The following is a 26,739-nucleotide window of genomic DNA, read 5'->3' as shown; positions in this document are numbered from 1 at the left end:
CATAATTTTTGGGCAGTTCCGTATCGCTGATCACGTTCGATGCGGAAATGTGACTTTGCCGCCACAATTGTATCGGAACCCCGGCCCTTTCCTTCCGCGCAGGCCCGGAGGTCTTCCGCGCGGCGCCCCAATTCTACCGAGTCAGGCGGCCGGGCCGATCGGATCGCAGCGAAATCCTCCGAAGTCCTGCCGGGCCAGACGTTCTGCGAGCGCCGGCAGGAACAGCATCGCCTCATCGGCGAGGCGCCAGGGCGGGTTGACGACGATCAGGCCGCTGCCGGTCAGCCGCGTCGGGTCGTCCGGCCGGTCGATCAGCAGGTCGAGGCGCAGCGCGGGGCGGGGCAGGGCGGCCCCGAGATCGCGGACCATCCGGTCGAGGGCCGCGACGTCCTTGATCGGGTACCAGGCCAGGAACAGGCCGGTCGGCCATTTCGCCACCGCGCGGGCGAGATGGGCGCCGAGGCGCTCGATCTCGCCGGGCACCTCGTAGGGCGGGTCGATCAGCACGAGGCCGCGCCGCTCCGGCGGCGGGATCTGCGCGTTGATCGCGGTCCAGCCGTCGAGGTTCATCACCTTGGTGCGGGGATCGCGGGCGTAGCGGTCCTGCAGGGTCGCGGCGTCCGCCGGGTGCAGCTCGACGAACACGCCCTTGTCGCCGGGGCGGAGCGCCTCGCGGATCACGGCCGGCGAGCCCGGATAGGCGGTGGTGCCGTGTCGAGCGCGCGCCGCCGCCACCGCGGCCCGGTAGGGCTCCAGCAGCGCTTCCACCTCCGGCGCGAAGGGCGCCGCCATCCGGCCCCAGCCGTCCCGCCACTCTCCGGTCCGGGCCGCCTCGTCGGCCTCGAGATCGTAGACGCCGAGGCCCGCGAAGGCGTCCAGCGCCCGGAACGGCTTGTCCTTGAGGCGCAGGTGGTCGAGCACCCGCGCCAGGACGAGGTGCTTGAGGACGTCGGCGTGGTTGCCGGCGTGGAAGGCGTGCCGATAGTTCATGGCAGCGCGCTGAAGCCGATCCCGGGCGCCGGGTCCAGGGGCCGGCGTGCGAAAGGCGGAAAAAACTCAGCGCGCGGCGTCGAGGCTCACCTCGGGCGCCCGGCAATTGCCGCGGGCAACCTCGGGACAGGGGGTGAAGCCGCGCAGGTCCTTGCCGAAGCAGATCCGGACCTCCTGCAGCTGCCCGCGGGTGCAGGTGACCGCCATCATGTCGGGGCGCAGGCCGCGATTGGCCGCCACGAACTGCCGGGCGATCTCGATCGGCGCGAGGGTCTGCGGCGGGGCGCCGCCCTTGAGCCCGTTGGGGATCGTCACCGCGAGCCGCGCCGTGCGGGCGGCCGCGAAATAGGCGGCGGGATCGAGACCCGAGCAGGTGCCGTGCTTGCGCCACTCGTACCGCGCGAGGCCCTCGCTCGGGTAGACCTGCCCGGCGACCTCCATGGCCTGCCGGGTCGGGGCGCGGTTCACCGCCGAGCAGTTCTGCGGGTACCCGCTCGCGTATTGCGGCCACAGGCCGTGGACGACGAAGCCCAGGCCGCGTCCGGGGGCGCACTGGACGTCGTCCCGGCGGGCGCCCGGCCCCGCGCAGTAGGTCGGCGACCACGACAGGGCGAGGACGTAGAAGTCGAAGTCGCCGGGCGCGCCGCGCCGGGCGAAGCCGCCGTAATCCTGGGCGGCGGCCGACCCGGCGAGGAGCAGGCCCGCGAGGCCGGCGGCGCGCCCGCGCATGGTCAGGGACGCGCCATCCGGCAGGCGGTGGCGTAGGCGTAGGAGAGGTCCCGGTCGAGGCCGTGGATGCAGAACTCGACGCCCCAGGTCGCGCCGATGATGCCGAGGCTCTCGCGCACCGAGTAGTCGACCTTGCGGCGGACCCCGTCGGAGGTGGTCACGGTCGCGGTGCAGAACCGGCGCGGATAGGTGTCGAGGCCCCAGGGCCGCCACGCCGTGCGCTCGATCGTGTCGAAGGACAGGATCGTCATCGACGAGTTCCAGAACTTCGCCTCCTTCTCGGCGAAGTTGGTCGAGACCCGCTCCAGCACCGACGGGTCCTGGCAGCCCGGGATCTGCGCGTCGAACGGGAAGATCCGCTCCTCGGCGGGCTCGATGTCCTCCCGGGCCGACCGGGCGAGCGCCGGCTGGGCCAGGGCGAGAAGGGCCAGCCCGAGGGCGAAGCCGTGAAGAACCGGGCGCATGGCGCGTGCCTCGACGGATGTGCGATCCTGCATCCGCGAACGATGGCTTCGCCGCGCCGCCAGTCAAGCTCCGGCAGTCCCGCCCCGGCGCTTTGCCAGCCTGTGCGGCGCGGCCGCTACAGTCCCGCTTGGGGCGCGGCGCGGGAGCGGCGCCCGGCGCGAGCCCCGCGGGTCGCGCCCGCCTCTCAGTAGATCGGCTCCGCGCTCGGCGGCGCGCCGAGCTGCAGCGGCTCGTCGTACTCCTGCGCGGGCTCCTCGTGGGCGGCGGCGACCCGCGGCGTCGGCCGCGCGGGCGGCGCCGCGGTGTAGGCCGAGGCCGCGGCCGGACGGTCGAGGGGCCGGGCGGGCGCACGGGCGACCTGGGTCGCGCTCCCGGCCTTCGACATCGGCGACACGCCGTAGGGATCGTCCTCCTCGACGTCCACCGGCGCCTGAGGGCCGGCGGGCTGGCGCTGCGGCGGGATCGGACGGCTCAGCGGCCGCTCGGCCCCGGTGCCGAGCTGCGGCGTGAACTTGATCAGCGGCTTGCAGATCCGGCGCAGACCGCGCGGGTCGTGCCGTGCGAGATCGACGTGGATGTGATCGTAGTGGAACACGTTCGAGCCGGGCGCCAGCACGGTGGTGAAGCGCTGGCAGGCGCCCAGGAAGATCTCGCGCAGGAAGCCCTGCTCGGCCTCCGTGCCGCGCCAGCCGCCCTTGACGGTGATCACGTGGCCGTCGGCGAGCTTGATCGACATGACGTCGATCGCGTTCCCGAAGCCGTGCTCGGAGAGCTTGGCGCCGGGCTGGTTGTTGCGGCCGCGGCAGGAATAGGAGCCGGCGTTGATCTCGGCCACCGGCACGCCGAAGTAGAGGTTGGCGGCCGGCTGGATCGTGTCGGCGAGCCACGCCTCGGCCTCGGCCAGCGCCGGGCAGCCCAGCGTCATCCGCTGCTTCAGCAGGACAGAGCCGCCGCCGAGCCGCGTCACCCGGAAGGGCTGCTGCATGCCGCACGGCCCCGGGCCATCCATCGCCGCGATGGGCGTGATGTACTCCGAGGGCTCGACGAGCTTCTTGGCCAGGCAGACCTGCTCCGCCTGATCGCGCCACGGTTCACGTCGCTCGAAATGATTGATCGAGCACGCGGTGAGGCCCGCACCGAACAGCGCAAGGGCCGAGAACAGGGATACGCCACGCCACATGACCCGGACGATGCGCACGGTCGCGTAAAGCGTTCGTCAACGGCGTTTCGGGAATGCCGTCGGCTGTGGCGTCTCGGTTGACAGCGCCGCGGACCGCGGACTGAATGCATTATGCTCTCGCTTCTCGACCTCCGCGCCCGCATCGAAGCCGGCACCCTGACGCCCGCGGGCGCGATCGACCTGTGCCGCGCCGCGATCGCCGCGCGGGAGCCGGACCTGCGCGCGCTGGTCACCCTCGACGCGGCGCCGGCGATCCCCGAGGCCGGGCCGCTCGCCGGCATCGCGGTCGGCGTGAAGGACATCATCGACAGCGCGGGCCTGCCGACCCAGATGGGCTCGCCGATCTACGCGGGCTGGAAGCCCCGGGGCGACGCCGCGGTCGTGAGCCGGCTGAAGCAGCTCGGTGCCGTCGCCCTCGCCAAGACCACCACCACGGCCTTCGCCAGCAGCGATCCGACCGAGACCGTCAACCCGCACGATCCCGGCCACACGCCGGGGGGCTCCTCGGCGGGCTCGGCCGCCGCCGTCGGCGCCGGGATGCTGCCGCTGGCCCTGGGCACGCAGACGGCGGGCTCGGTGATCCGGCCCGCGAGCTTCTGCGGCTGCGCGGCGGTGAAGCCGTCGTTCCGGCTGATCCCCACGGTCGGCGTGAAGACCTACTCGTGGGCCCTCGACACGGTCGGGCTGTTCGCCGCCGGGGTCGCGGACGTCGCCCACGCCCTCGCGCTCGTCACCGGGCGGCCGGAGATCGAGCGGGCGGAGGGGGGCTCGGCGCCGCGCATCGCCGTGGTGCGGCAGGATTTCGCCGGCCCCCCCGAGCCGGAGGCCGAGGCGGCGCTCACCCGCGCCCGGCAGGCGGCCGAGCGGTCCGGGGCGCGGGTGAGCGACCTCGCCCTGCCGACCGAGCTGGCGCAGGCCTGGGAGCGCCACCGCCTCATCCAGAACTACGAGGGTCGGCTGGCGCTGGCCTGGGAGTACGACACGCAGGCCGACGCGCTGCCGCCGCGCACCCGCGCCCATCTCGATGACGGGGCGGCGATCAGCCCGGCCCAGTACGATGACGGGCGCCGCCACGGCCATCACGCCCGCCGGGTGCTGAAGGGCCTCTTCGCCGATTACGACGCGATCCTGACCTTCTCGGCGCCGGGCCCGGCGCCCGCGACCCTGGCCTCGACGGGCGACCCGCGCTTCAACCAGCTGTGGACGCTGATGGGCGTGCCCTGCGTGAACGTGCCGGTGCCCGGCCACCGCCTGCCGGTGGGCGTCCAGGTGATCGGCCGCTTCGGCGACGACGGCCGGGCCCTGGCGGTCGCCCGGATGATCGAGGCCGCGCTGCGCGGCTGACCGGCCGCCCGCGCCCGTCGACGGCGCGGGCGCCCGGGGCGCTCAGCTGCTCGGCTGCTCGTGGAGCGTGTCCTCCACGTAGAGCTGCTCCAGCAGGACCTTGATCACCGCCATCAGCGGCAGGGCGAGGGCGATGCCCCAGAGCCCGAAGATCACGCCCAGGATCAGCTGGCCGGCGAAGATCGTGGCCGGCGGGATGTCGAGCGCCCGCTTCTGGATGAACGGCGTCAGGCCGTAGCTCTCCAGGCACTGGACCGCGAGATAGACGCCGATCGCGCCGATCACCGCCTTCGTGCCCGAGGCCAGGGCGGCCAGGACGATGACGAGGCCCGCCACCAGCGGCCCGACCGTGGGCACGAAGGCGAGCAGGCCAGCCTGCAGGCCGAGGATCAGCGCGCCGCCGATACCCAGGAAGGCGAGGCCGGCCCAGGTGCACAGGAAGATCACCGCCATGATGATCAGCTGGCCGAACAGCCAGTGGCGGAGGGTCTCGCCGGCCCCGTCGAGGACCTGGCTGGCGCGCCAGCGCTTCGCCGGCGGCACGAACCGGACCACGCCGTCCCGGTAGGCCTTCGGGTCGGCCGCGAAGGCGAGACCCAGGAAGGCGATCACCAGGAGGTTGCCGAGGGCGTCGAACAGGCCGAGGATCACGGCCGCGGCCGGTCCGAGGACGCTGCCGGCATCCGAGACGATCGAGCTGCTGCCCTTCAGGAGTCCGTTCGCGAGGCCGCCGAGCCCCCCCTCACGCTGGCCCGAATCGGTCGAGCCGTCCTTGCCACCGCCCTGCGGCGCGAGGCTCGGCACGTCGATGCCGCGCTCCGACAGCCAGCCCGTGACGGTTCCGGCCTGATCCTTGATCGTCGTCCCGAGGTCCCGGCCCTGCTGGACGATGGTGGCGCCGCCGTAGCTCCCGAAGCCGATCACCGCGACCGCGACCGCCACGCTGGCGAGGGACAGCCGCAATCCTCGTCGGAGGGGCAGGACGCGGCCGAGCCCTCGGGTCAGGCCGTCGAGGAACACGCCGAGGAGCACCCCGGCGAAGATCAAGAGGAGCGTGCCGGCCGACATCCAGGCCAGGGCCAGCGCCGCAACGAAGCACACGACGGCGATCCCGGAGGCCGCGAGCGGTGCGGCCCCGCGCCAGGGCCCGACGGGACCGTCCAGTTCCTGAAGGCTGCTGTCCGACATCGTCGCTCCTAAACCGCGGGCTCACGAACGCCGCGGGCTCTCAGGGGTCAAGTCCGGCGGCCGGCTTCTGTGCAATCCGGGGTGGGGATGCGCGTCCGCGCAAGTCGCCGGACCGCAGGCTCCGGCCGCCGGGAGCCGCACCGTCGGCATGGACGGCGACCGACAGGGTCCGCCCCTCGGCCCGGGCCGGCCCGTCGACACCGGCCATCGGCCCGGCGGCGTGGTCCGTCCCGGACTCGCGCGTCGGCGCCGCGGGCGCGGCCCCGATCATCGCGCCGATCGTCGAGCGCCCTGGGGCAGCCTGAGCGCGCCCCCGGGCACGTCCATCAGGCCCAGCGGCCGGCCGCGGCCTCGTCGTGGGCCGCCGCCTCGACCCAGCCGCCGGTCGTGCCGTCGGCGAGGTGCTCCCGCTTCCAGAACGGGGCGCGGGTCTTGAGGTAGTCCATCAGGAAGTCCGCGGCCTCGAACGCCGCGACCCGGTGGCTGGCGGCGGTGACCACCAGCACGATGCCGTCGCCCGGACGGACCAGGCCGTGCCGGTGGATCACCCGCAGGGCCTGGAGCGGCCAGCGCGCCATCGCCTCGTCGGCGACGCGCCGGATCTCGGCCTCGGCCATGCCGGGGTAGTGCTCCAGCTCGAGGGCGGTCAGCCGCCCGCCCTCGTCGCGGCACAGGCCGGTGAAGGTCACGACGGCGCCGGCCCGGCCGCCCAGCGCGGCGCTCAGGCCGGCGATCTCGGCCGCGGTGTCGAAGGGCTCGGCCTGGATGCCGACGCTCGGGACGGGGGCGCTCATGGCCCGATCCATAGGAGTCCCCGGCTTCGCGGACCAGCCCCGTCCCTGTCACACCCGGTCCCGCCTCTATATGACACGGTCCGTCGCGCCCTGCCGGCCCGGCGCGCGGCCCGCCATCGTCCGGATGTCCCCGCGCGCTCCGGACGGCGCTGGAGAAGGATACCCGCGTGACCCCCGACCTGATCCTGCCCTACGACGGCGAGCAGCCGGACTTCGCCAGTCGCCCCGTCTGGTGCGGCCGCGGCAGCACGGTGATCGGCGCCGCCCGGATCGGCGCGCAGGCCTGGATCGGCGACGAGGCGGTGATTCGCGCGGACGGCCAGACCGTCACCCTCGGCGACCGCTTCTGGCTCGGCCACCGCTCGACGGTGCACATCGCCACCGCGACGCACGGCACCCGGTGCGGCGACCGGGTCACGGTCGGGCGCAACAGCGTGGTCCACGCCTGCACGCTCGGCTCCGACGTCGTCGTCGAGGACGACGTGGTGATCCTCGACGGCGCCGAGGTCGGCGACGGCGCGGTCCTCGAGGCCGGCGCGACGGTCTTCCCCCGGGCGACGCTGCCCGGCGGCTTCGCCTACGCGGGCAGCCCGGCCCGCCCCAGCCGCGCGATCGGATCCGACGAGGTCGCCGAGCGGGCCGAGCGGTTGCGCGAGCGGATGGGCGACGGGCCCGCGCTCCCGGCCGGGGAGGCGCTGGAGGTCGAGGACAGCGTCTTCGTGGCGCGCACCGCCCGCCTGCGCGGGCGGGTGAGCCTCGGCGCCGGCGCGAGCGTGCTGTTCTGCTGCGACCTCAACGCGGAAGTCGGACCGATCGTGGTCGGCGCGGACACCAACATCCAGGACAACACGGTGATCCGAACCCGGGCGGACGGGGTGGTGATCGGGCGGGACACGACCATCGCCCACAACGTCCGGATCGCCGATTGCCGGATCGGGGCGCGGGCGCTGATCGGCATCGGCGCGACGATCGCGGCCGGCACCCTCATCGCCGACGACGTCATGCTGGCGGCCGGGGCCACCACCGATCCCGGGCAGATCCTGGAGGCCGGCTACCTCTGGGGCGGCCGCCCCGCCCGCATCCTGGGGCCCCTCGACGCCGAGAAGCGGGCCATGATGATCCGCATCGTCGAGGGCTACTGCCGGCACGGCCGGGAATACCGGGCCGCGCAGGAGGCGCTGGCCTGACGGCCCGCCGTCAGTGCTGCAAGATCTTCGACAGGAAGGTCTGCGCGCGCTCGGAGCGGGGGCTGCCGAAGAACTCGTCCTTCCGGGCGTCCTCGACGATCTCGCCGCGATCCATGAAGATCACCCGGTCGGCGACCTTGCGGGCGAAGCCCATCTCGTGGGTCACGACCATCATGGTCATGCCCTCCTTGGCGAGCTCCACCATCACGTCGAGCACCTCGCCGACCATCTCGGGGTCCAGCGCCGAGGTCGGCTCGTCGAACAGCATCACCACCGGGTTCATGGCGAGCGCCCGGGCGATGGCCACGCGCTGCTGCTGACCGCCCGAGAGCTGCCCCGGGAACTTGTTCGCGTGGGCGCCCAGGCCGACGCGGGCGAGCAGGTCGAGGCCGCGCTTCTTGGCGTCCTCGGCGCCGCGGCCGAGCACCTTGCGCTGGGCGATGGTGAGGTTGTCGGTGATCGACAGGTGCGGGAACAGCTCGAAGTGCTGGAACACCATGCCGACCCGCGAGCGGAGCTTCGGCAGGTTGGTGGCCTTGTCGGCGACCTTCGTGCCGGCCACCGTGATCTGGCCCTTCTGGAAGGGCTCCAGGGCGTTGACGCACTTGATCAGGGTCGACTTGCCCGAGCCCGAGGGACCGCAGACGACCACGACCTCGCCCTTGGCGACCTGGGTGCTGCAGTTCGTCAGCACCTGGAAGTCGCCGTACCATTTGCTGATGTTGTCGATGGCGATCATCGTCTCGCCGGGGGCCACCGCCTGAGCGCCGGAGATCAGGCTGCCCGGCTGCAGGCCGGCATCCTTCGGCGCGTGGCTGGCATCGGCGACGGGTTCGGCGGCGGTGGGGGCCGGCATCGGGGACGAGGTCATGACACGGTCTCCAGTGTCGGTCAGCGGATGATGGCCACGCGGCGCTGCAGGCGGCGCACGAGGTACGAGGCCGAGAAGCAGATCGCAAAATAGACCACGGCGGCGAAGACATACATCTCGACGAGACGGCCGTCGCGCTGGGCGACCTTCGAGGCGGCGCCCATGAAGTCGGTGAGCGAGAGCACGTAGACCAGCGACGTGTCCTGGAACAGGATGATGGTCTGGGTCAGCAGCAGCGGCAGCATGTTGCGGAAGGCCTGGGGCAGGATCACGTTGCCCATGGTCTGCCAGTAGTTCATCCCGAGGGCCTGGGCGGCGGCCGTCTGACCCTTCGGGATCGACTGGATGCCGGCGCGCATGATCTCCGAGAAGTAGGCCGCCTCGAAGGCCATGAAGGTGATCAGGGCCGACGGGAAGGCGCCGACCTGGATCGGCGTCGTGGATCCGGTCAGGTAGGCGCCGATATACGGCACCAGGAAGTAGAACCAGAAGATCACCAGAACCAGTGGCAGCGAGCGGCAGAGCTCGACGTAGCCCTTGGCGACGTGCCACAGGCCGGGAATGCCCGACAGGCGCGCCATCGCCAGCAGCGTGCCGATGATGACGCCGCCCACGGCGGCCATGGCGGTGAGCGTCACGGTGAAGACCATGCCCTGACCGAACAGGTAGGGCAGGGACGAGGCGATGACGGAGAAGTCGAAATTCGAGAGCATCGGGGCCTGTTACCGGTGGCCGTCGGGCGGGGTGGCGGAGCGGAAGCGGGCGGCCCTCAGCGCTGGCCGGGGATGGCGACCGCCTTCTCCAGGAAGGTCGCCGCCGTGACGACCACGAGGTTGATGATCACGTATAGGATCGTCGCGGCCGTGAAGGCCTCGAACACCTGGAACGAGAATTCCTGCATCGAGCGGGCCCGGGCGGTCAGTTCCAGCAGGCCGATGGTCAGCGCCACCGACGTGTTCTTGAGATTGTTGAGGAATTCCGAGGTCATCGGCGGCAGGATGATCCGGTAGGCGTTGGGCAGCAGCACGTAGCGGTAGGTCTGATAGGTGGTGAAGCCCATGGCGGTGCCGGCCATGCGCTGGCCCCGCGGCAGCGACTGGATGCCGGCGCGGACCTGCTCGGCCACGCGCGACGCGGTGAAGAAGCCGAGGCAGACCACCGCCGTGTAGAACGGCGCGTCCGGCAATTGCTTGATCGCGTCGCCGATCCGGGTCGGGACCACTTCGGGCAGCACGAAGTACCAGAGGAACATCTGCACCAGCAGCGGCACGTTGCGGAACAGCTCGACATAGGCCGTGCCGATCGCGTTCGCGGGCTTCGACGGCAGGGTGCGCATCACGCCGATCAGGGAGCCCAGGAAGAAGGCGATCACCCAGGAGCAGAGCGCGGTCGTGATCGTCCACATGAGCCCCGAGAGCAGCATGTCGAGATACGTGCCGTTGCCCTCCGGCGAGGCGTCGAAGAAGATCCGCCAGTTCCAGTTGTAGTTCATCGCGCCGCTTCTACTTTGAACTTAAAGAGACGCACCGCGGGCCGGAGCCCGCGGTGCGCATCATGGCATGAAACCGGACCGAACGGGTCTCAGTAGGCCGCCGGATCGGGGCTCGAGATCGGGGTCGTGAACTGCTTCTTCATCTCCGCGCTCATCGGCAGGTTGAGATTGATGTTGCGCGGCGGGATCGACTGGGTGAACCACTTCTCGTAGAGGGCCTTGCCCTCGGGGCTCGTGTAGAGCTTGGCGGTGGCGTCGTCCGCGACCTTCTTGAACTCCGTGTCGTCCTTGCGGAGCATGATGCCGTAGGGCTCGGGCTTCGACAGGGCCTCGGTGGAGATCTCGTAGGCGGAGGGGTCCTTCGACGAGGCGGCGAGCGAGGCGAGGAGCACGTCATCCATCACGAAGGCGGCGGCGCGGCCGGTCTCGACCATTAGGAACGCCTCGGCGTGGTCCTTGGCCGGCAGGATCGTCAGGCCGAGCTTGCGCTCCGTGTTGGCCTCGTTGATCTGCTTGATGTTCGTGGTGCCCGAGGTCGACACGACGGTCTTGCCCTTCAGGTCCTCGATCGTGTGCAGGTTGGCCGACTTCTTCGAGACGTAGCGGGTCGCGGTCAGGAAGTGCGAGTTGGTGAACCACACCTGCTTCTCGCGCTCGGCGTTGTTGGTGGTCGAGCCGCACTCGAGGTCGATCGTGCCGTTCGCCATCAGCGGGATGCGGGTGGCGGAGGTGACCGGGTTGAGCTTCACCTCGAGGTTCGGGAGGTTGAGCTTGGCCTTCACCGCGTCGGCGATCTTGTAGCAGATGTCCATCGCGTAGCCGATCGGCTTCTGATCGGCGCCGAGATACGAGAACGGCACGGAGGCGTCGCGGTAGCCGATGACGATGGCGTTGGCGTCCTTCACCTTCTTGAGGGTGCCGGTCAGCTCCTGCGCCCCGACGCTCATCGGAGCGAGGACGAGGGTCAGGCCCAGCGCCGCGGCGGCGCCGCGGCGAGCGATATCAGACTGCATCGGTACGGAACTCCTGGATCGGGCCGAACGACATCGGCCGGCGGCGGGGTACGCGGGCCCGCCCGCTCGGGCGACGCCTTTGCAATGATGGTGCCGGGAGAAAGCGCGATGCGCCGCGCGAGCCTGCGGCTGAGTACGGACAAGTTGCGGCCAAGCCTCTGCGCACGTCCGCAGATGCGGTCCCTGCCGTCCTCATGGCCTCCTCCCAAGCGCTGAGCCGGCCTCACGCTCGCGCCGGCGGCATCATGCACACTTCTTAGGCGTACGCACGCGGTGCGGAGGACGGATCCGCCCGGAAAGCTGACGAATCCACGGTATAGAAAACGACGACGCCGCCCCCCGCGGTATCGGGAGGCGGCGTCGGACTGAAAACCCGGCTCGTGGCCGCGGCTTACTTCGTCAGCTCATTGCCGCTGTAGTCGATCTTGCCGTCGGGTCCCTTCTTCCACTCGTACATGACGTAGTCGGGCCGGGTGATGTCGCCCTTCTTGTCGTAGGCGATCGGGCCGACCACCGTGTCCACCGGCTTGCCCTGGTGCAGCCATTCGGCGAGCTTCTTCCCGTCGCTGGAGCCGGTCTCGGCCATCGCCTTGGCCAGGACCTGCACGGCCGCGTAGGAGTAGAGCGTGTAGCCCTCGGGATCGATGTTCTTGGCCTTGAAGGCCGCCAGCGCCGCTTTGGCGTTCGGGTTCTTCCGGGCGTCCGGCGGGAAGGTGGTCAGCGTGCCCTCGGCCGCGGGACCGGCGATCGCCACCAGCTCGCGGTCGACCATGCCGTCGCCGCCCATCATCGGCGCCTTCAGGCCCTGATCGCGCATCTGGCGCAGGATCAGCCCGGCCTCGGTGTAGTAGCCACCGAAATAGACGACGTCGACGTTGGCGGACTTCAGCTTGGAGACGAGCGCCGAGTAGTCCTTCTCGCCCGGGTTGATGCCCTCGGACATGACCTCCTTGCCGCCCTTGGCCTTGAAGGCCTTCAGCGTCTCGTCGGCCAGCCCCTTGCCGTAGGGGGTCTTGTCGTGGACGAAGGCGACCTTCTTGCCCTTGAAGTGATCGGCCAGGTAGTTGCCGGCGACGGCACCCTGCTGGTCGTCGCGGCCGCAGGTGCGGAACGTGTTCCACATGCCGCGCTCGGTGAACTTCACGTTCGTGGAGGCCGGCGTGACCTGGATGATGCCGGCGTCCAGGTAGACGTCGGAGGCCGGGATCGACACGCCCGAGTTGTAGTCGCCGACGACCATCTTCACGCCGTCGCTGGCGAACTTGTTGGCCACCGAGACGCCCTGCTTCGGGTCGGAGGCGTCGTCGCCGACCGTGACGGTCAGCGTCGTGCCCTTCAGCGTGCCGGCCTTGTTGAGGTCCTCGACCGCCTGGCTCGCGCCGTTCTTGAGCTGCGCGCCGATGGCGGCGCTGTTGCCGGTGATCGGCGCGGCGACGCCGAGCTTGACCTCGGCGGCCTGCGCGGCCGCCGCCATGGCGCCGAGGGCGAGCCCGGCCAGCAGAATCGATCTCATCGCGTACTTCCCCTAAGTGTCAGGACCGCACGTGCGGATCCGGCCGCACTCATCGGACCTCGCCGGCCGCGGGCGCCCGTGCGCGCCATGTCAGCGGTGAGGTCTTCTCGTAGAGCCAGCGGTACTGGCTCGTCATCTGGCGCGTCCGCGTGTAGCGGAAGCCCGCAGCGCCGATGATCATGACGATGACCGCGTCGACCGCATAGTAGTGCAGCGACAGCAGGGTGCCCGAAAACAGGGCGTAGTGAATGAAGCGCACGGCGGCTGCCACCAGAAGCAGCGCCAGGGCGCATTGCCAGAACGGCCGCCAGCCCCGGGCGATGCCGCGGGCGGCCATCCATCCGGCCCACCCGCCCATCACGACGGTCACCAGCAGGAACAGCCAGGCCGACGGCTCCTCGTACAGGATCCCCTGCAGCATGCTCATGTGATGTCCAGTCGATTGCTTCGGTTAACGCGCCCCTCGCCGTCATCGCGAGCGCAGCGAGGTGACCTGGGGCAGCGCAGCCTCGAAAGGTGGGGCGCCGCCCTGGATTGCTTCGCTCCGCTCGCAAAGACGGGGATGCCAATGGCATCAACCGAGAACGGCATCATGCCCCGACCGGGCCGGCATGGCCCCCCTCCAGGTAGGCGGCCTGGACGTTCGGATCGTCGAGCAGCGCCCGACCCGTCCCGCTCATCGTGACCCGACCGTTGACTAGCACGTAGCCGCGATGGGCGAGCTTGAGGGCGTGGTAGGCATTCTGCTCGACGAGGAAGATCGTCATGCCGTCGGTCCGGTTCAGCTCCCGGATCGCGTCGAAGATGCCCTTCACCACGAGCGGCGCGAGGCCGAGCGACGGCTCGTCGAGCAGCAGCAGCCGCGGCCGGCTCATCAGCGCCCGGGCGATGGCCAGCATCTGCTGCTCGCCGCCCGACATGGTGCCGGCGCGCTGGTTGAGGCGCTCCTTGACCCGCGGGAACAGGGTGCAGACCTTCTCCAGATCCTCGGCGAAGAAGCGCCCGTCATGGAGCGCGGCGCCCATCTGGAGGTTCTCGTAGACGGTCATGCGCGGGAAGACCCGGCGCCCCTCCGGCGACTGGGCGATGCCGAGCCGGGCGATGGCGTGGGTCGGCAACCGGGTGATGTCGCGGCCATCGTAGGTGATCGTCCCCGAGCGCGCCTGGGGGCTGCCGAAGATCGTCATCATCAGGGTCGACTTGCCGGCGCCGTTGGCGCCGATCAGCGTGACGATCTCGCCCTCGGCCACGTCGAGATCGACCCCGCGCAGGGCCGCGACGCTGCCGTAATAGGTCGAGACGTCGCGCACCGCGAGGAGCGGCGGCTTCCGTCCCGCCTGGATCGCCCGCGTCTCCTCGACGAGGACGTTGATGCCGGCGACGCTCATGCCGAGGCTCCCGTGTGCGCCGCGTCCCCGTGCGGCACGGTGATCCCGACCTCGGCCTCCACGGCCTCGACCTCCTCGTCCTCGACGCCGAGATAGGCGGCGATCACCTTCGGGTCGGCCCGCACATCGCCGGGGGAGCCGTCGGCGATCTTCACGCCGTAATCGAGCACGACCACGTGGTCGGAGATCTCCATCACCACCGACATGTCGTGCTCGATCAGCAGCACCGAGGTGTCGTGCTCGTCGCGGATGTGGCGCAGGAGGCCGTTCAGCTCGGCCGATTCCCGCGGGTTGAGGCCGGCCGCCGGCTCGTCGAGGCAGAGCAGCACCGGGTCGGTGCACATCGCCCGGGCGATCTCCAGGCGCCGCTGCGCGCCGTAGGGCAGGGCGCCCGCCGGATCATCCGCCCGCTTCATCAGGTCGATGCGCTCGAGCCAGGCCTTGGCCCGCTCGATCGCCGCGGCCTGCGCGTCCCGGTAGGTCTTGAGGCCGAGCAGCCCGAGGATCGTGTAGCCAGAGGCCCGCATCAGCGGCGCGTGCTGGGCGACGAGCAGATTCTCCAGGACGGTCATGCCCTGGAACAGGCGGATGTTCTGGAAGGTGCGGGCGACCCGCGCGGTGCGGTTCACCTTGTGGTTCGGAAGCCGCTCCAGCAGGTGCGCCGTGCCGTCGGCGTGCGCCAGCGTCAGCATGCCCTCGGTGGGTTTGTAGAAGCCGGTGATGCAGTTGAACACCGTGGTCTTGCCGGCCCCGTTCGGGCCGATCAGCGCGGTGATGTAGCCGCGGCGCGCCTCGAAGGACAGGTCGGAGACGGCGGTGAGCCCGCCGAACCGCATGGTCAGGTGCTCGACCGTGAGCACCGGCGGGGGGAGGGGTGACGTCGCCATCAGCCGTGCCCCTCGCTGACATGGGCGCCCGAGACCGCGCGCCGCTGACCGAGCGACACGGACGGCATCCGCTCCGAGATCAGCCCGCGCGGCCGCCAGACCATCATGGCGACCATGGCGAGCCCGAACAGCAGCAGCCGGTACTCGCTGGGGTCGAAGCCCTCGCCGAACACGGCCTTCAGGAACCCGAGGTTGCGCAGCATCTCCGGCCCGCCGACCATCGCCACCGCGGCGATCGCGACGCCGACCTGGCTGCCCATGCCGCCGAGGACGACGATCGCCAGGATGATGGCGCTCTCCAGGAAGTTGAAGCTCTCCGGGCTGATGAAACCCTGGCGCACGGCGAAGAACGAGCCGGCGAAGCCCCCGAAGGCCGCGCCCAGCGCGAAGGCCGTGAGCTTCGTGGCGGTGGTGTCGATGCCGAGCGAGCGGCAGGCGATCTCGTCCTCGCGCAGGGCCTCCCAGGCCCGCCCGATGGGCAGGCGGCGCAGGCGCAGGGTGACGAAGTTGGTGATCAGGGCCAGCCCGAGGATCAGATAGTACAGGAAGATCAGCCGGTGCATCGAATCGTACGGGATGCCGAAGGTGGCGGCGAACCCGCCCTCGCCCGCCGTGAACGGGATGCCGAAGAAGGTCGCCCGCGGGATCGACGAGATGCCGGCCCCGCCGCCGGTGACGTCGGTCCAGTTGATCAGGACCAGGCGGATGATCTCGCCGAAGGCCAGGGTGACGATGGCGAGGTAGTCGCCGCGCAGGCGCAGCACCGGGAAGCCGAGGATCATGCCCCACAGGCCGGCGAACAGGCCCGCCAGCGGCAGGCAGACCCAGAACGACAGGCCGAAGGTCGTCGATAGCAGCGCGTAGGAATAGGCCCCGACCGCGTAGAAGGCGACGTAGCCGAGGTCGAGCAGGCCCGCGAGGCCGACCACGATGTTCAGGCCCCAGCCGAGCATGACGTAGGTCAGGATCAGGATGCCGAGGTCGATCCAGTAGCGGGCCGAGGACAGGCCGCCGGTCGCCAGCGCGGAGATCATCGGCAGGGTCAGCGCGACGAAGATGAACAGCCAGAGACCGACCTTCGAGGTCTTCTGCCCGGCATCGGGCTCGCCGTGCACCGCCTCGGTGGCCTGGACCGGGGAGGGGGTCAGCGCCCGCCGCGCGTCGCGGCGCAGCAGCACGAGGCGCTGGACGAGGCGCAGCGCGAAGATCGCCGCGCAGAGCGCCGCCACCAGCCCCCAGCGCGGCACGAGCACCAGCTCGCTCCCGGGCCCGGGATCGGTCCGGTAGGCGATGATCGGGACGCAGAGGCCGAAGGTGACGAGGGCGTAGAGGGCGGCGTCGCGCAGGATGCCGGCCATCGCGGAGCCGGGGAGAGCGTTCTGCGAGGCGGCCATCAGACTTTCTCGACCTCGGGCCGGCCCAGGATGCCCGACGGCATGAAGATCAGCACGATCGCCAGGATCGAGAAGGCGGCGACGTCCTTGTACTCGATGGAGAAGTAGGCCGACCAGAAGGTCTCGATCAGGCCGATGATCAGGCCGCCGAGCACGGCGCCGGGCAGCGAGCCGATGCCGCCGAGCACCGCCGCCGTGAACGCCTTCACGCCGGGCACGAACCCGTCCGAGAAGGACACGACGCCGTAGTACATGAGGTAGAGGACGCCCGCGACGGCCGCGAGCGCGGCGCCGAGCACGAAGGTCAGTGAGATCGTGCGGTCCACGTCGATGCCGAGCAAAGCCGCCATCTTGCGGTCCTGCTCGCAGGCGCGCTGCGCCCGGCCGAAGGGCGTGCGCTGCACGAGGTACCAGAAGCCGGTGAGCAGCACGGCGGTCACCGCCATGATCAGCACCTGCTTCCAGGCCAGGAACACCGCGTAGCCGTCGCGCTCGAACAGCGTGATGCCGCCCGACAGCATCGGCGGGGTTGGCTTGTTGCGCGCGCCCTGCACGACCTGCACGAAGTTCGACAGGAAGATCGAGACGCCGATCGCCGAGATCAACGGCGCGAGGCGGAACGAGCCGCGCAGCGGCCGGTAGGCCACCCGCTCGATCGCCCAGCCCCACAGGGCGGTCAGCACCATGGCGACCACCAGCACCACCAGGAAGGCCAGCGCGATGGAGCTGACCCCGAGCCAGACCGTCAGCAGCAGGAAGGTGATGAGCGCGATGAAGCAGGAGACCATGAAGACGTCGCCGTGGGCGAAGTTCACCATGCCGATGATGCCGAACACCATCGTGTAGCCGATCGCGATCAGGCCGTAGATCGAGCCGAGCGTCAGCCCGTTGATGAGCTGCTGTACGAAGACGTCCATGAACTCTCGCGCGCAGGTTGCTTGGGCCGCCTACGGAGAGCGCAGGCAGCTTGGCGGGGCAAGTCTCGTACCGCAGCCGTAGCACACCGGCCACCGGTTTCATCGCCGCCCGAGCGTCGCGTGAAAACAGTCGACCACGCCAGTAACGCCCCCTGGCCGGGCTTGCGTGTGGCGCAGTTCCTGCGACACGTTAACGAATTGCAATGCTCGATCATCCCGGGCCCAGGCGAGGAGCAGTACCGATGGCAGGGTCGCGACTCACGACGATGATCTTCATCGGCATGCTCCTCGGCATCGCCGTCGGCTACGCCTGCAGCATCACCTGGCCCGATCCGCAGACCGCCAAGGAGATCGCCGGCTACATCGCGCTGGTCTCCGACGTGTTCCTCCGCCTGATCAAGATGATCATCGCGCCGCTGGTCTTCTCCACGCTGGTCGTCGGCATCGCCCATCTCGGGGATACCGCCTCGGTCGGCCGGGTCGGCGGCAAGGCGCTGCTCTGGTTCGTCGGCGCCTCGTTCTGCTCTCTGATGCTCGGCCTCATCATGGTCAACCTGATGCAGCCCGGCCACAACCTGAACCTGCCGCTGCCCGATGCCGGGGCCGGCACCGGGCTCAAGGCGGCCTCCCTCTCGCTCAAGGAGTTCGTCACGCACCTCGTGCCGAAGAGCGCCGTCGAGGCCATGGCCAACAACGAGATCCTGCAGATCGTGGTCTTCTCGATCTTCTTCGGCGTGGGCCTCGCCGCCCTCGGCGAGAAGGGCCGCCTGCTCGCGCAGGGCATCGAGGGCATCGCCGACGTCATGCTCAAGGTGACGGGCTACGTGATGATGTTCGCCCCCGTTGCGGTGTTCGCCGCCATCGCGGCGACGATCACCACGCAGGGCATCGGCGTGCTCGTGACCTACGGCAAGTTCCTCGTGGAGTTCTACATCAGCCTCGGCGTGCTCTGGACGCTGCTGATGGGCGTCGGCTTCCTGCTGCTCGGGGGCGGCGGCATCATGCGCCTGTTCAACCTGATCAAGGAGCCCTTCGTGCTGGCCTTCTCGACGGCGTCGAGCGAGGCCGCCTACCCCAAGATGCTCTCGAACCTGGAGAAGTTCGGGGTGCCGAACCGGATCACCTCGTTCGTGCTGCCGATGGGCTACTCGTTCAATCTCGACGGCTCGATGATGTACTGCACCTTCGCGGTGATGTTCATCGCGCAGGCCTACAACATCCCGCTGAGCTGGGGCCAGCAGCTCACGATGCTGCTCCTGCTGATGGTGACCTCGAAGGGCATGGCCGGCGTGCCGCGCGCCTCGCTGGTGGTGATCTCGGCGACGCTGTCGCACTTCAACATCCCGGAGGCCGGGCTGCTGCTGATCATCGGGATCGACCAGTTCCTCGACATGGGCCGGTCGGCCACCAACGTGCTCGGCAACAGCGTCGCCACCGTGGCGGTCGCCAAGTGGGAGGGCCAGCTCAGCACCACCGACCAGCGCCTCGACCATGTCGGCACGGTGGCCTCGCCCGCGGAGTAGGGGCCAGTCCGGGGAAATCTGCGCGCGCCGCGATGGCGGGCGCAGGACGGCCGCTCTCATGAGCGCTCTCACGGGTGCCCTGAATCGCGGCGTGGCTTGTTCGGTGCCCTTCGGAGGCGGAGTGATGACGATGCGGCTCGTCGCGGTTCTGGCGCTGGCGCTGGCGGCGACGCCCGCCTCCGCCGTCGAGGTACTCACCGGGACGCTCAGGAGCGTCGCCGAGCGCGGGGAGATCGTCCTCGGCTACCGGGAGAGCTCGGTGCCGTTCTCCTTCGTGGAGGGCAAGCAGTCGGACGGGAACCCCCGACCGATCGGCTACGCCATCGACCTCTGCGGCGAGATCGCGGACGACATCCAGGCGGCGATCGGCCGGCCGGTGAAGATCCGCTACGCACCGGTCACGGCCGAGAGCCGCATCGAGGCGGTGACCTCCGGCAAGATCGACCTCGAATGCGGCTCGACCACCGCCAATGCCGAGCGCCGCAAGCAGGTCGCCTTCTCGCCGGTGGACTACATCAGCGCGACGCAGCTGCTGGTGAAGCGCGGATCGGGCATCGCCTCCTACCGGGATCTCGGCGGGAAGACCGTGGTGGTCACGGCCGGCACCACCAACGAGAAGGCCGTGCGCGACCAGTTCGCCCGCCTGAAGATCGACGCGCAGGTGGTGACGGCGCCCGACCACGCCGCCTCCTACGCGATGGTCAAGGCCGGCAAGGCCGACGCCTTCGCCACCGACGACGTGCTGCTCTACGGGCTGATCGCCACGGACGCGAAGGACGGGGCGAACTACACGGTGCTGCCCGACAAGCTCTCCTACGAGCCCTACGGCATCATGTTCCGCAAGGACGATCCGGAACTCGCCGGCCTCGTGCAGCAGACCTTCACGCGGCTCGCCGAGTCGCGGGCGCTGCGCTGGACCTACGAGCGCTGGTTCCTCAAGCGCCTGCCCAACGGCGAACGCCTGGACATCCCGATGTCGAACGACCTGCGGGTCAGCTTCCAGCTGATGGGCCTCGACGGGGGCGAGTGACCGGCGCGGGGACAGGCGCGACGACCGGACGGCGCCTCGCTTTCGCCCAACCGGCACGCGAGGAAGACGCGACCTGATCGCTTCCCTCCCGCCGCGAGCGTGCCACCGTCCATGCTGATCGCCGCGCCCTGCCCGAAACCGCTCGCCCTGGCGCTGGCCGCCGCCCTCGGCTGCGCCGCCTCGGCGGCCTCCGCCCACCCGCACGTCTGGGTGACCGCCAAGGCGCAGCTCGTCTACGCGGACGGCAAGCTCGTCGGCGTCCGCGACACGTGGAGCTTCGATCCCGAGTACACGGCCTTCGTCACGCAGGGCCTCGACACCAACAAGGACGGCAAGCTCAGCCCGGAGGAGCTCGCCGGGCTCGCCGCCGAGAACACCGCCAACCTCGCCGAGTTCGGCTACTTCACGAAGCTGAAGGTCGGCGGCAAGGAGCAGGCCTTCGGCGATCCGAAGGAGCCGGCGGCGCACATGGACGACCGGGCGCTGGTCATGACCTTCCTGCTGCCCCTGAAGACCCCGGTCCAGCAGGGGCGGGGGGTCGCCGCGCTGGAGGTCTACGACCCGACCTACTTCGTCGCCTTCTCGTTCGCCGAGGGCGCGGACGCCGCCACCCTCGCGGGTGCGCCCCAGGGCTGCGCCGCCACGGTCACCCGGCCGAAGACCGAGCAGCCGAAGACGGCCGATGCCGGGTCGCCGGGCATGACCGAGGCCTTCTTCGAGGCGCTCACCGCCGCCTCGACCTACGGGGTGCAGTTCGCCAGCCGGGTTCTCGTGGCATGTCCGTAGGCATCGGGATCGTCGCCCCCGCCGGGGCGGGACGGCTGGGGCTGAGGCTCGGCCTCATGGCCGCGGCCATCGCGCTGGCCGCGCTGCTCGCGGCCGCGATCGCGTGGCTGGTCGCGCCCGGCCTCGCCGCGCCGCCGCCGCGCTCGCCCTTCGGGATCGGCTTCCGCGAGGCCGCGCCGGCCGCCACGGGTCTCGGCGGCGTCATCCTGGCGCTGCAGGCGAGCTTCTCCCGCAGCCTCAACGCCGCGGTGAGCGCGCTGCGGGGCGGCGGCAGCTGGACCCCGCTGATCGGCCTCGCCTTCGCGTACGGCGTGTTCCACGCCGCCGGCCCGGGCCACGGCAAGGCGGTGATCGCCGGCTACATCCTGGCGGGGGAGCGGGCGCTCCGGCGCGGCGCCGCGCTGAGCGTCTGCGCCGCGCTGCTCCAGGCCTGCGTGGCCGGGGCGATCGTCGGCCTCGGCACGCTGGTCCTCAACGCCACGGCGGCGAGCATCACCCGGGCCGGCACCCTGATCGAGACCGTGAGCTTCGCCCTCGTCGCCCTGATCGGGCTGGTCCTGACGTGGCGCAAAGCCGGTCGCCTCGCCAATCTCGGCGCGGGCTGCGGCCCGGGCTGCAGCCACCTGCCGGAACCGCAGGCCCTCGACACCCTCGACACGTGGCGCGAGCGGGCCGGGGTGGTGCTGGCGGCCGGGACACGACCCTGCGCCGGCGCCGTGCTGGTCCTCGTCTTCGCGGTGTCGCAGGGCGTGCCCGGCGCGGGCGTGCTGGCGGTTCTGGCGATGGCGCTCGGCACCGCGCTGACCACGACGGCCCTGGCCTGCCTCGCGGTCTTCGCCAAGCGGATGGCGCTGCGCCTCGCGGGCGGACGGGGACAGGCCGGCCTCCTGGCGCTCGGTGGCCTCGAACTCGTCGCTGCCGCCTTCGTGCTGGTCCTGGGCGCCGCGATGCTCTCGGGCCTCGCCCCGGGCCTCGGCGGCTGAAGGGCCTCGCCTTCCGGGGCGCGGCGTGCCACGCTGCGCGACCGAGACGGAGCGCGCGCCGATGCATCCCGACTTCGCGACGATCCTGAACTGGCGTCTGCTCGCCGGATCGCATCCCTTCCCCGGGCCAGACGGCGGGACCTGCATCAACGAGGCCGCGATGGTGGCCGCGGGCCTGCCCTACCGGGCGATCCGCTCCAGCGCGGACTGCCCACCCTGCTTCTCGCGGCCGGCCGCCGCCTACGCCCTCGGGCTCAACGACGCCATGCCGGACGAGGCGCGGCCGCAGCTGATGGCCTTCGTCCTGCGCCTGTCGGGCAGCGCCGACACGGCGGAGATCGAGGCCGCCCGCACCCGGCAGCTGGCGCTGGAGAGCGTCCGCCGCATCCTGGCGCCGCTCTGCGCGGTCGCCGGGATGGTCGAGGACGCGGAAGCCTGCTCCGGCGCGCCGGACTGGCCCGCGGCCCTGGCGGCGGCCCGCGCGGCCGCGTGGCGGGGCGGGGCGCGCGCGCAGGCGGCGGCCCAGGCGCGGCGCTGGCGGGAAGGCGCGCTGACCGCGGCGGTGTCCCGCACCGCGACGGCCGCGGAACGCGCCGGCGAGGACGCGCGCTGCGCCGCCGAGGTGGCCGAGGGGGCGGCGCCGTTCCTGACCGGAACCTGGGCCGAGGCCTGCACGATCCTCGCGGAGACCCTCGCCATCGGCCGGCAGGCGCCGGAGATCGCCGTCGCCGGCGCCCGACAGCGCATGGATGCGGCGCGCGCCCGGGTGCCGGCCTGATCAGGCCGCCGCGGGCGCGGCGTCGAGATCGAAGTCGATGGTGCCGCAATTCTCCAGGAACGTGCCGGTGAGGTGGTAGAAGAACGTCCCGTGGCCGACCACCGCGATGGTGGTCTCCGGCCGGGCCCGCAGCCAGTCGCGGAACGCCGCGACCCGGGCGTCGAACAGGGGGCGGGGCTCCACCGGGTAGCCGCCGACCTCGCAGCCGGGCTCCGCGTGCCACCAGACCTCGGGCAGGTGCCCGACATCGAGGTGGGGGAAGTCCGCGGCGATCTCCGAGGCGGCCCGGCCGACATCGCAGCTGCTCTCCTGGCACTCGCGGTGCAGCACCTCGACCAGCACCCGCGGCCGGCTCGGATGCTCGCCGAACAGGATCGCCGCGGTCTCGATGGCGCGGGTCAGGGGCGAGACCACCACGAGGTCGAAGGGGATCGGCCGCAGCCGCTCCCGCGCGGCCCGGGCCTGGGCCTGGCCCAGCTCGGTCAGGCGGGCGTCGGGCAGGCCGGGATCGCCGCCCCCGTGCCGGTGGGCGGCGTTGAAGGTCGACTGCCCGTGGCGGATGCAGACGATGCGGGTCTTGTCCTGCATGGATCTCGAAGACGTTCCGGAGAGGGAATGGCGGACCGGACCGGTCACGCGAAGCGGCCGCCGCGCTGGATGACCTCGATCTTGTAGCCGTCCGGGTCGGTGGCGAAGAAGAACCGCGCGAGCACGTCGTCCCCGTGCTTGAGGGTCTTGACGTCGGTGGCCGTGAAGCCCTCGCGCCGGTGCCGGGCGTGCTCGGCCTCCACGTCGTCGACCACGAAGGCGATGTGCCCGTAGCCGTCGCCGAGATCGTAGGGCTTGTCGCGGCCCTTGTTCACCGTGAGCTCCAGCTCGAACGGCGAGTCCGGATCCCGCATGTAGACGAGGGTGAAGTCCGGGAAGTCGAACCGGCCGGACACCGCGAGACCAAAGGCACGGGCATAGTAGTCGCGCGCGCGCTCTTCCTCGAGGACGCGGATCATGGCGTGGACGGGCTTGGACATGCGCGCGGAGTTCCGTGGGCACGCCGGCGGCGTGCAGCGCCCACTATGTGGCGCGATCCGCAGCCGCGAAAAGGCCGGTGGCGCGGCGCCGGGGTCGCGCCCCGGGACGTCGCCCACGAGCTGTCGAAGAACCCGGCCCGTGTAGACCGATCCCATATTGCATATCCTGGATCAATATCTGTTCTTTAAATCGTTCCAAGGAGTGTATTGGAGTCAATATATGAGGAGCCATGCTGATATAAGATATCGCAAAAGGCTCGGACACACAAAATCAAACCGCAAAATGATATTTGTCATTGACACAATCGCGCTTCCAACGCTTTATCGCAATCGACGACCAAAGTGAATCCCATGAGATCATGAGGCCGATCATCGATCGAGCAAAGGGATTTCAAGACAGTGATACGTCTATCCAATATCAATATACTTCCAAAAATTGCTGCCGTCATCGCGCTGATAAGCGTGATTGTCGGCGGATGTATCTGGTACGCTCAGGCGCGGATGACGGTCATCGACGACCGCTACAGCGAGTTCCTCGCCCGCGAGGCGACGGCGGTGGCGGAGGCACGCAGGCTGAACCGCCTGGTGATCGAGTTGAATTACTGGGTCTACCGGATCATCGCGGAGACCGATCAGGGCCAGATGCAGGCCGCCAACAGCGGCTTCGAGGCCGCGCTGCCCGCGGTGAGGGCGCTCCTTCCGAGCCTCCGATCGCACGCGCCGACCTTCGCCGCGCGCATCGATGAGCAGGCCGCGCGGATCGAGCGCTATCTCAGGGACGTGAGCGAGGTCCGCCGGCTGGGCACTGCCAATCAGAACGAGCAAGCCATCGCGCTGATCCACACGGCGATCGACCCGACGTTCTCCGGCTTGCTGACCGACGGCAACCGGATGGCCGAGGACATCGATACCTACATGCAGAAGGGCTCGGGCGACCTGACCGATCAGACCAACGAGACCCGCCGGACGCTGATGATCGTCAGCGGTCTCGGCATGCTGGCGGGGCTGCTGGCGGCGGTGTTCATCGCCACGGTCGGGATCACGCGGCCGCTCGACCGGCTGGTCAAGGTCCTGCAGCGGATGGCGCAGGGCGAGGTCGAGGCCGAGATCACCGAGGCCGCCCGAAGGGACGAGGTGGGGGCCGTCGGCAAGGCCGTCGAGGGCATCAAGGTCATGGTCGCCCGCAAGGCCGCCGAGGAAGCCGAGATGAAGCGCCGCGCCGACGAGGCGGCGGCGGCCGCGCGCAGGCGGACCATGGTGGAACTCGCGGACGGGTTCGAGCGGGCCGTGGGGAGCATCGTCGGGATGGTCTCGTCCTCGGCCACCGAGTTGCAGGCCACGGCCCAGACCATGACGTCGAGCGCGACCGAGACGGCCAGCCAGTCCACCACGGTGGCGGCCGCCGCCGAGCAGGCCGCCGCCAACGTCCAGACCGTGGCGGCCGCCGCCGAGGAGCTGGGCACCTCCGTGCAGGAGATCGGCCGGCAGGTCCTCGGCTCGGCCAACCTCGCGCAGGCGGCGGTCGGCGAGGCGGACGAGACCCAGCACCTCGTTCAGGCGCTCAGCCAGGCAGCGACGCGCATCGGCGATATGGTCGGGCTCATCGCGAACATCGCCGGCCAGACCAACCTGCTGGCGCTGAACGCCACGATCGAGGCGGCGCGGGCCGGCGAGGCCGGCCGCGGATTCGCGGTCGTCGCCGCCGAGGTCAAGGAGCTCGCCGGCCAGACCGCCCGGGCCACCGAGGAGATCAGCCAGCAGATCGGCCAGATCCAGGGTGTGACCGGCCAGGCGGTCTCGGCCATCGACACGATCGCCGCCCGGATCCGCGAGATCGACGCAGTCGCCGCCACCATCGCGGCGGCGGTCGAGGAGCAGGGCGCGGCCACGCAGGAGATCGTCCGCAACGTCTCGCAAGCGGCGGCCGGCACCGACGAGGTGACGAGCAACATCGCCGGCGTGGCGCGGGCCTCGGAAGAGACCGGCGCCGCGGCAGCCCAGGTTCTGGGGGCGGCGGGCGAGCTGTCGCGCCAGTCCGAGCATCTGGGCGCCGAGGTCTCCCGCTTCCTCGGGTCGGTCCGGGCGGCCTGAGGCCGATCAGCCGCCGACCCGCAGGACCTGCGTCCGGGTGCCGGCCTGCGCGAAGGCGTCCGGGTCGGCGCCGGTCATCCAGACCTGCCCCGGCAGGGCCTCGAGGGCCTCGAACAGGCCGGCCCGGCGGCGTGGATCGAGGTGGGCCGCCACCTCGTCCAGGAGGATCAGCGGGGCGATGCCGCTCATGGCCCGCACCAGCCGCGCGTGGGCGAGGACGAGGCCGATGAGCAGCGCCTTCTGCTCGCCCGTGGACGCCGTCCCGGCCGGCACGTCCTTCGGGCCGTGGCGGACCACGAGGTCGCTGCTCTGCGGCCCGATCAGCGTGCGGCCGGCGGCCCGGTCCCGGTTGCGGCCGTTGCGGAGCGCCATGCGGTAGCGGTCCTCGGCCTCGAGGGCCGGCCAGACCGCGACCAGATCGTCGAGGTCGCCCTCGAGGCGGATGGCCGCCCAGGGGAAGGGCTGCGCGTCGTCCCGGGTCTCGACGATCAGCCGGTCGAGGCGCTCGGCGGTCTCGCGCCGGGCGAGCGCCACGGCGACGCCGAGCTCCGCGACCTCCCGCTCCACCGCGTCGAGCCAGCGGTCGTCGTCGGGCCGCTCCTCCAGCAGGCGGTTGCGCGAGCGCAGGGCCCGCTCCAGCGCGGAGACCCGGGCGCCGTGGGCGGCGTCGACCGCCAGCACGAGACGGTCGAGGAACCGTCGCCGGTCTCCGGCCGCCCCGCGGAACAGGCCGTCGAGGTCGGGGGTCAGCCAGACGACCCGTAGGAACTCGCTGAACGCCACCGGCGAGGCCGCGGTGGCGCCGTCGATCCGGCACAGCCGGCTCGCGCGCCCGTCGGGACCCGGCGGCTCGAGCCCGGTGCCGAGCCGGTGCTCGGCGCCGTCGCGGTCGAGGGTGAGCGAGACCGCGAATCCGCCCGGGCCGCCGCTGCGCGCCATGGCGGCGAACTCCGCCCGGCGCAGGCCCCGGCCCGGTACGAACAGCGAGAGCGCCTCGAGCAGGTTGGTCTTGCCCGCGCCGTTCTCCCCGACCAGCGCGACGAAGCGGGCCTCGGGCGTCAGTTCGAGGTCCGCGTGGTTGCGGAAATCGCGGGCGATCAGGCGGGTGACGCGCAGGCTCGACCCGTCGAGGTCGTCCCGCGGATCGCGGATGTCGCTCATCGGTGAA

General features: G+C 71.0%; 27 protein-coding genes. 8 read left to right on the top strand and 19 right to left on the bottom strand.

What is annotated here, in order from left to right; genetic code table 11:
* Positions 1 to 141 precede the first annotated feature (141 nt).
* The 4 genes from ACLBYG_RS15920 to ACLBYG_RS15905 all read right to left on the bottom strand — a co-directional run bounded on the left by ACLBYG_RS15920 (position 142) and on the right by ACLBYG_RS15905 (position 3,364).
* Positions 142 to 990: a 23S rRNA (adenine(2030)-N(6))-methyltransferase RlmJ gene (locus ACLBYG_RS15920; protein ID WP_447682046.1), complete on the bottom strand. Its 849-nt coding sequence runs from the start codon at positions 988 to 990 to the stop codon at positions 142 to 144.
* A 66-nt stretch (positions 991 to 1,056) separates the two neighbouring features.
* The gene (locus tag ACLBYG_RS15915) at positions 1,057 to 1,719 is read right to left on the bottom strand and encodes a ribonuclease T2 family protein (protein WP_447682045.1); all 663 of its coding nucleotides are present in this window, start codon (positions 1,717 to 1,719) and stop codon (positions 1,057 to 1,059) included.
* 2 nt (positions 1,720 to 1,721) lie between these two features.
* Complete coding sequence (locus ACLBYG_RS15910) at positions 1,722 to 2,183, bottom strand: hypothetical protein (protein ID WP_020094218.1); 462 nt, start codon at positions 2,181 to 2,183, stop codon at positions 1,722 to 1,724.
* A 185-nt stretch (positions 2,184 to 2,368) separates the two neighbouring features.
* Positions 2,369 to 3,364 (bottom strand): extensin family protein, encoded by a 996-nt coding sequence (locus ACLBYG_RS15905; RefSeq protein ID WP_447682044.1) that lies wholly within the window; start codon positions 3,362 to 3,364, stop codon positions 2,369 to 2,371.
* A 111-nt stretch (positions 3,365 to 3,475) separates the two neighbouring features.
* On the opposite strand from ACLBYG_RS15905, the gene ACLBYG_RS15900 reads away from it, so the two are divergent.
* The gene (locus tag ACLBYG_RS15900; protein WP_447682043.1) at positions 3,476 to 4,708 is read left to right on the top strand and encodes an amidase; all 1,233 of its coding nucleotides are present in this window, start codon (positions 3,476 to 3,478) and stop codon (positions 4,706 to 4,708) included.
* 42 nt (positions 4,709 to 4,750) lie between these two features.
* Here ACLBYG_RS15900 and ACLBYG_RS15895 read toward each other — a convergent pair whose 3' ends face one another.
* Together ACLBYG_RS15895 and ACLBYG_RS15890 are read right to left on the bottom strand one after the other, a co-directional pair.
* Positions 4,751 to 5,896, bottom strand: coding sequence for an AI-2E family transporter (locus ACLBYG_RS15895; protein WP_447682042.1), 1,146 nt, complete (start codon positions 5,894 to 5,896; stop codon positions 4,751 to 4,753).
* Between the two features lie 326 nt (positions 5,897 to 6,222).
* Positions 6,223 to 6,690: a molybdenum cofactor biosynthesis protein MoaE gene (locus tag ACLBYG_RS15890; RefSeq protein ID WP_020094223.1), complete on the bottom strand. Its 468-nt coding sequence runs from the start codon at positions 6,688 to 6,690 to the stop codon at positions 6,223 to 6,225.
* A gap of 167 nt (positions 6,691 to 6,857) precedes the next feature.
* On the opposite strand from ACLBYG_RS15890, the gene ACLBYG_RS15885 reads away from it, so the two are divergent.
* Complete coding sequence (locus tag ACLBYG_RS15885; protein WP_020094224.1) at positions 6,858 to 7,877, top strand: gamma carbonic anhydrase family protein; 1,020 nt, start codon at positions 6,858 to 6,860, stop codon at positions 7,875 to 7,877.
* Between the two features lie 10 nt (positions 7,878 to 7,887).
* Here the strand turns inward: ACLBYG_RS15885 and ACLBYG_RS15880 are convergent, their stop codons facing one another.
* The 10 genes from ACLBYG_RS15880 to ACLBYG_RS15835 all read right to left on the bottom strand — a co-directional run bounded on the left by ACLBYG_RS15880 (position 7,888) and on the right by ACLBYG_RS15835 (position 17,352).
* On the bottom strand, positions 7,888 to 8,616 hold the full coding sequence (locus tag ACLBYG_RS15880; RefSeq protein WP_024830078.1) for an amino acid ABC transporter ATP-binding protein: 729 nt from the start codon (positions 8,614 to 8,616) through the stop codon (positions 7,888 to 7,890).
* Positions 8,617 to 8,768: 152 nt separating this feature from the next.
* Entirely contained in the window at positions 8,769 to 9,461 is a 693-nt protein-coding gene (locus ACLBYG_RS15875) for an amino acid ABC transporter permease (RefSeq protein WP_447682041.1), read from the bottom strand.
* A 56-nt stretch (positions 9,462 to 9,517) separates the two neighbouring features.
* Positions 9,518 to 10,240, bottom strand: coding sequence for an amino acid ABC transporter permease (locus tag ACLBYG_RS15870; RefSeq protein ID WP_100252439.1), 723 nt, complete (start codon positions 10,238 to 10,240; stop codon positions 9,518 to 9,520).
* Between the two features lie 89 nt (positions 10,241 to 10,329).
* Positions 10,330 to 11,253 carry an amino acid ABC transporter substrate-binding protein gene (locus ACLBYG_RS15865; RefSeq protein WP_091681189.1) on the bottom strand — a complete coding sequence of 308 codons (924 nt, stop codon included), beginning with the start codon at positions 11,251 to 11,253 and terminating at the stop codon, positions 10,330 to 10,332.
* Between the two features lie 391 nt (positions 11,254 to 11,644).
* Complete coding sequence (locus ACLBYG_RS15860) at positions 11,645 to 12,766, bottom strand: branched-chain amino acid ABC transporter substrate-binding protein (protein ID WP_020094229.1); 1,122 nt, start codon at positions 12,764 to 12,766, stop codon at positions 11,645 to 11,647.
* A gap of 49 nt (positions 12,767 to 12,815) precedes the next feature.
* The gene (locus tag ACLBYG_RS15855) at positions 12,816 to 13,184 is read right to left on the bottom strand and encodes a DUF6867 family protein (RefSeq protein WP_026605095.1); all 369 of its coding nucleotides are present in this window, start codon (positions 13,182 to 13,184) and stop codon (positions 12,816 to 12,818) included.
* Positions 13,185 to 13,356: 172 nt separating this feature from the next.
* A complete protein-coding gene (locus tag ACLBYG_RS15850) occupies positions 13,357 to 14,154 on the bottom strand; it encodes an ABC transporter ATP-binding protein (protein ID WP_100252441.1) in 798 nt (265 codons plus the stop codon).
* Positions 14,151 to 15,041, bottom strand: a complete 891-nt coding sequence (locus tag ACLBYG_RS15845; RefSeq protein WP_447682040.1) for an ABC transporter ATP-binding protein — start codon at positions 15,039 to 15,041, stop codon at positions 14,151 to 14,153. Before ACLBYG_RS15845 ends, ACLBYG_RS15850 begins: the two co-directional genes overlap by 4 nt.
* The gene (gene livM / locus ACLBYG_RS15840; RefSeq protein ID WP_447682039.1) at positions 15,041 to 16,435 is read right to left on the bottom strand and encodes a high-affinity branched-chain amino acid ABC transporter permease LivM; all 1,395 of its coding nucleotides are present in this window, start codon (positions 16,433 to 16,435) and stop codon (positions 15,041 to 15,043) included. The genes ACLBYG_RS15845 and livM overlap by 1 nt, the downstream gene beginning before the upstream one ends.
* Positions 16,435 to 17,352 (bottom strand): branched-chain amino acid ABC transporter permease, encoded by a 918-nt coding sequence (locus ACLBYG_RS15835; protein ID WP_020094234.1) that lies wholly within the window; start codon positions 17,350 to 17,352, stop codon positions 16,435 to 16,437. Before ACLBYG_RS15835 ends, livM begins: the two co-directional genes overlap by 1 nt.
* 242 nt (positions 17,353 to 17,594) lie before the next feature.
* Here ACLBYG_RS15835 and ACLBYG_RS15830 point away from each other — a divergent pair, with 242 nt between their 5' ends.
* The 5 genes from ACLBYG_RS15830 (at position 17,595) to ACLBYG_RS15810 (ending at position 22,452) form a co-directional block, all read left to right on the top strand.
* Positions 17,595 to 18,875, top strand: coding sequence for a dicarboxylate/amino acid:cation symporter (locus tag ACLBYG_RS15830; RefSeq protein ID WP_026605096.1), 1,281 nt, complete (start codon positions 17,595 to 17,597; stop codon positions 18,873 to 18,875).
* Between the two features lie 124 nt (positions 18,876 to 18,999).
* A complete protein-coding gene (locus ACLBYG_RS15825; RefSeq protein ID WP_447682038.1) occupies positions 19,000 to 19,905 on the top strand; it encodes an amino acid ABC transporter substrate-binding protein in 906 nt (301 codons plus the stop codon).
* A gap of 111 nt (positions 19,906 to 20,016) precedes the next feature.
* Complete coding sequence (locus tag ACLBYG_RS15820) at positions 20,017 to 20,691, top strand: DUF1007 family protein (RefSeq protein WP_091927041.1); 675 nt, start codon at positions 20,017 to 20,019, stop codon at positions 20,689 to 20,691.
* On the top strand, positions 20,682 to 21,674 hold the full coding sequence (locus tag ACLBYG_RS15815; RefSeq protein WP_100252447.1) for a nickel/cobalt transporter: 993 nt from the start codon (positions 20,682 to 20,684) through the stop codon (positions 21,672 to 21,674). Before ACLBYG_RS15820 ends, ACLBYG_RS15815 begins: the two co-directional genes overlap by 10 nt.
* A 61-nt stretch (positions 21,675 to 21,735) precedes the next feature.
* Entirely contained in the window at positions 21,736 to 22,452 is a 717-nt protein-coding gene (locus tag ACLBYG_RS15810; RefSeq protein WP_020094239.1) for a hypothetical protein, read from the top strand.
* Here the strand turns inward: ACLBYG_RS15810 and ACLBYG_RS15805 are convergent, their stop codons facing one another.
* On the bottom strand, positions 22,453 to 23,040 hold the full coding sequence (locus ACLBYG_RS15805; RefSeq protein ID WP_020094240.1) for a histidine phosphatase family protein: 588 nt from the start codon (positions 23,038 to 23,040) through the stop codon (positions 22,453 to 22,455). It lies immediately after the preceding gene.
* Positions 23,041 to 23,084: 44 nt separating this feature from the next.
* Complete coding sequence (locus tag ACLBYG_RS15800) at positions 23,085 to 23,480, bottom strand: VOC family protein (protein ID WP_020094241.1); 396 nt, start codon at positions 23,478 to 23,480, stop codon at positions 23,085 to 23,087.
* Positions 23,481 to 23,981: 501 nt separating this feature from the next.
* On the opposite strand from ACLBYG_RS15800, the gene ACLBYG_RS15795 reads away from it, so the two are divergent.
* Positions 23,982 to 25,571: a methyl-accepting chemotaxis protein gene (locus ACLBYG_RS15795; protein WP_447682037.1), complete on the top strand. Its 1,590-nt coding sequence runs from the start codon at positions 23,982 to 23,984 to the stop codon at positions 25,569 to 25,571.
* Positions 25,572 to 25,577: 6 nt separating this feature from the next.
* Here ACLBYG_RS15795 and recF read toward each other — a convergent pair whose 3' ends face one another.
* Positions 25,578 to 26,732: a DNA replication/repair protein RecF gene (gene recF / locus ACLBYG_RS15790; RefSeq protein ID WP_447682036.1), complete on the bottom strand. Its 1,155-nt coding sequence runs from the start codon at positions 26,730 to 26,732 to the stop codon at positions 25,578 to 25,580.
* Positions 26,733 to 26,739: the final 7 nt, after the last annotated feature.

This window comes from Methylobacterium sp. D53M, from assembly GCF_053345625.1.
This window is presented reverse-complemented; position numbering and strand designations above follow the sequence as displayed.

What these genes read in the sequence shown, in the direction of transcription:
- ACLBYG_RS15920 (WP_447682046.1), bottom strand. Translation starts at nt 990, where the DNA reads ATGAACTATCGGCACGCCTTCCACGCCGGCAACCACGCCGACGTCCTC.
- ACLBYG_RS15915 (WP_447682045.1), bottom strand. Translation starts at nt 1,719, where the DNA reads ATGCGCGGGCGCGCCGCCGGCCTCGCGGGCCTGCTCCTCGCCGGGTCG.
- ACLBYG_RS15910 (WP_020094218.1), bottom strand. Translation starts at nt 2,183, where the DNA reads ATGCGCCCGGTTCTTCACGGCTTCGCCCTCGGGCTGGCCCTTCTCGCC.
- ACLBYG_RS15905 (WP_447682044.1), bottom strand. Translation starts at nt 3,364, where the DNA reads ATGTGGCGTGGCGTATCCCTGTTCTCGGCCCTTGCGCTGTTCGGTGCG.
- ACLBYG_RS15900 (WP_447682043.1), top strand. Translation starts at nt 3,476, where the DNA reads ATGCTCTCGCTTCTCGACCTCCGCGCCCGCATCGAAGCCGGCACCCTG.
- ACLBYG_RS15895 (WP_447682042.1), bottom strand. Translation starts at nt 5,896, where the DNA reads ATGTCGGACAGCAGCCTTCAGGAACTGGACGGTCCCGTCGGGCCCTGG.
- ACLBYG_RS15890 (WP_020094223.1), bottom strand. Translation starts at nt 6,690, where the DNA reads ATGAGCGCCCCCGTCCCGAGCGTCGGCATCCAGGCCGAGCCCTTCGAC.
- ACLBYG_RS15880 (WP_024830078.1), bottom strand. Translation starts at nt 8,616, where the DNA reads ATGATCGCCATCGACAACATCAGCAAATGGTACGGCGACTTCCAGGTG.
- ACLBYG_RS15875 (WP_447682041.1), bottom strand. Translation starts at nt 9,461, where the DNA reads ATGCTCTCGAATTTCGACTTCTCCGTCATCGCCTCGTCCCTGCCCTAC.
- ACLBYG_RS15870 (WP_100252439.1), bottom strand. Translation starts at nt 10,240, where the DNA reads ATGAACTACAACTGGAACTGGCGGATCTTCTTCGACGCCTCGCCGGAG.
- ACLBYG_RS15865 (WP_091681189.1), bottom strand. Translation starts at nt 11,253, where the DNA reads ATGCAGTCTGATATCGCTCGCCGCGGCGCCGCCGCGGCGCTGGGCCTG.
- ACLBYG_RS15860 (WP_020094229.1), bottom strand. Translation starts at nt 12,766, where the DNA reads ATGAGATCGATTCTGCTGGCCGGGCTCGCCCTCGGCGCCATGGCGGCG.
- ACLBYG_RS15850 (WP_100252441.1), bottom strand. Translation starts at nt 14,154, where the DNA reads ATGAGCGTCGCCGGCATCAACGTCCTCGTCGAGGAGACGCGGGCGATC.
- ACLBYG_RS15845 (WP_447682040.1), bottom strand. Translation starts at nt 15,041, where the DNA reads ATGGCGACGTCACCCCTCCCCCCGCCGGTGCTCACGGTCGAGCACCTG.
- livM (WP_447682039.1), bottom strand. Translation starts at nt 16,435, where the DNA reads ATGGCCGCCTCGCAGAACGCTCTCCCCGGCTCCGCGATGGCCGGCATC.
- ACLBYG_RS15835 (WP_020094234.1), bottom strand. Translation starts at nt 17,352, where the DNA reads ATGGACGTCTTCGTACAGCAGCTCATCAACGGGCTGACGCTCGGCTCG.
- ACLBYG_RS15830 (WP_026605096.1), top strand. Translation starts at nt 17,595, where the DNA reads ATGGCAGGGTCGCGACTCACGACGATGATCTTCATCGGCATGCTCCTC.
- ACLBYG_RS15825 (WP_447682038.1), top strand. Translation starts at nt 19,000, where the DNA reads ATGACGATGCGGCTCGTCGCGGTTCTGGCGCTGGCGCTGGCGGCGACG.
- ACLBYG_RS15820 (WP_091927041.1), top strand. Translation starts at nt 20,017, where the DNA reads ATGCTGATCGCCGCGCCCTGCCCGAAACCGCTCGCCCTGGCGCTGGCC.
- ACLBYG_RS15815 (WP_100252447.1), top strand. Translation starts at nt 20,682, where the DNA reads ATGTCCGTAGGCATCGGGATCGTCGCCCCCGCCGGGGCGGGACGGCTG.
- ACLBYG_RS15810 (WP_020094239.1), top strand. Translation starts at nt 21,736, where the DNA reads ATGCATCCCGACTTCGCGACGATCCTGAACTGGCGTCTGCTCGCCGGA.
- ACLBYG_RS15805 (WP_020094240.1), bottom strand. Translation starts at nt 23,040, where the DNA reads ATGCAGGACAAGACCCGCATCGTCTGCATCCGCCACGGGCAGTCGACC.
- ACLBYG_RS15800 (WP_020094241.1), bottom strand. Translation starts at nt 23,480, where the DNA reads ATGTCCAAGCCCGTCCACGCCATGATCCGCGTCCTCGAGGAAGAGCGC.
- ACLBYG_RS15795 (WP_447682037.1), top strand. Translation starts at nt 23,982, where the DNA reads ATGACGGTCATCGACGACCGCTACAGCGAGTTCCTCGCCCGCGAGGCG.
- recF (WP_447682036.1), bottom strand. Translation starts at nt 26,732, where the DNA reads ATGAGCGACATCCGCGATCCGCGGGACGACCTCGACGGGTCGAGCCTG.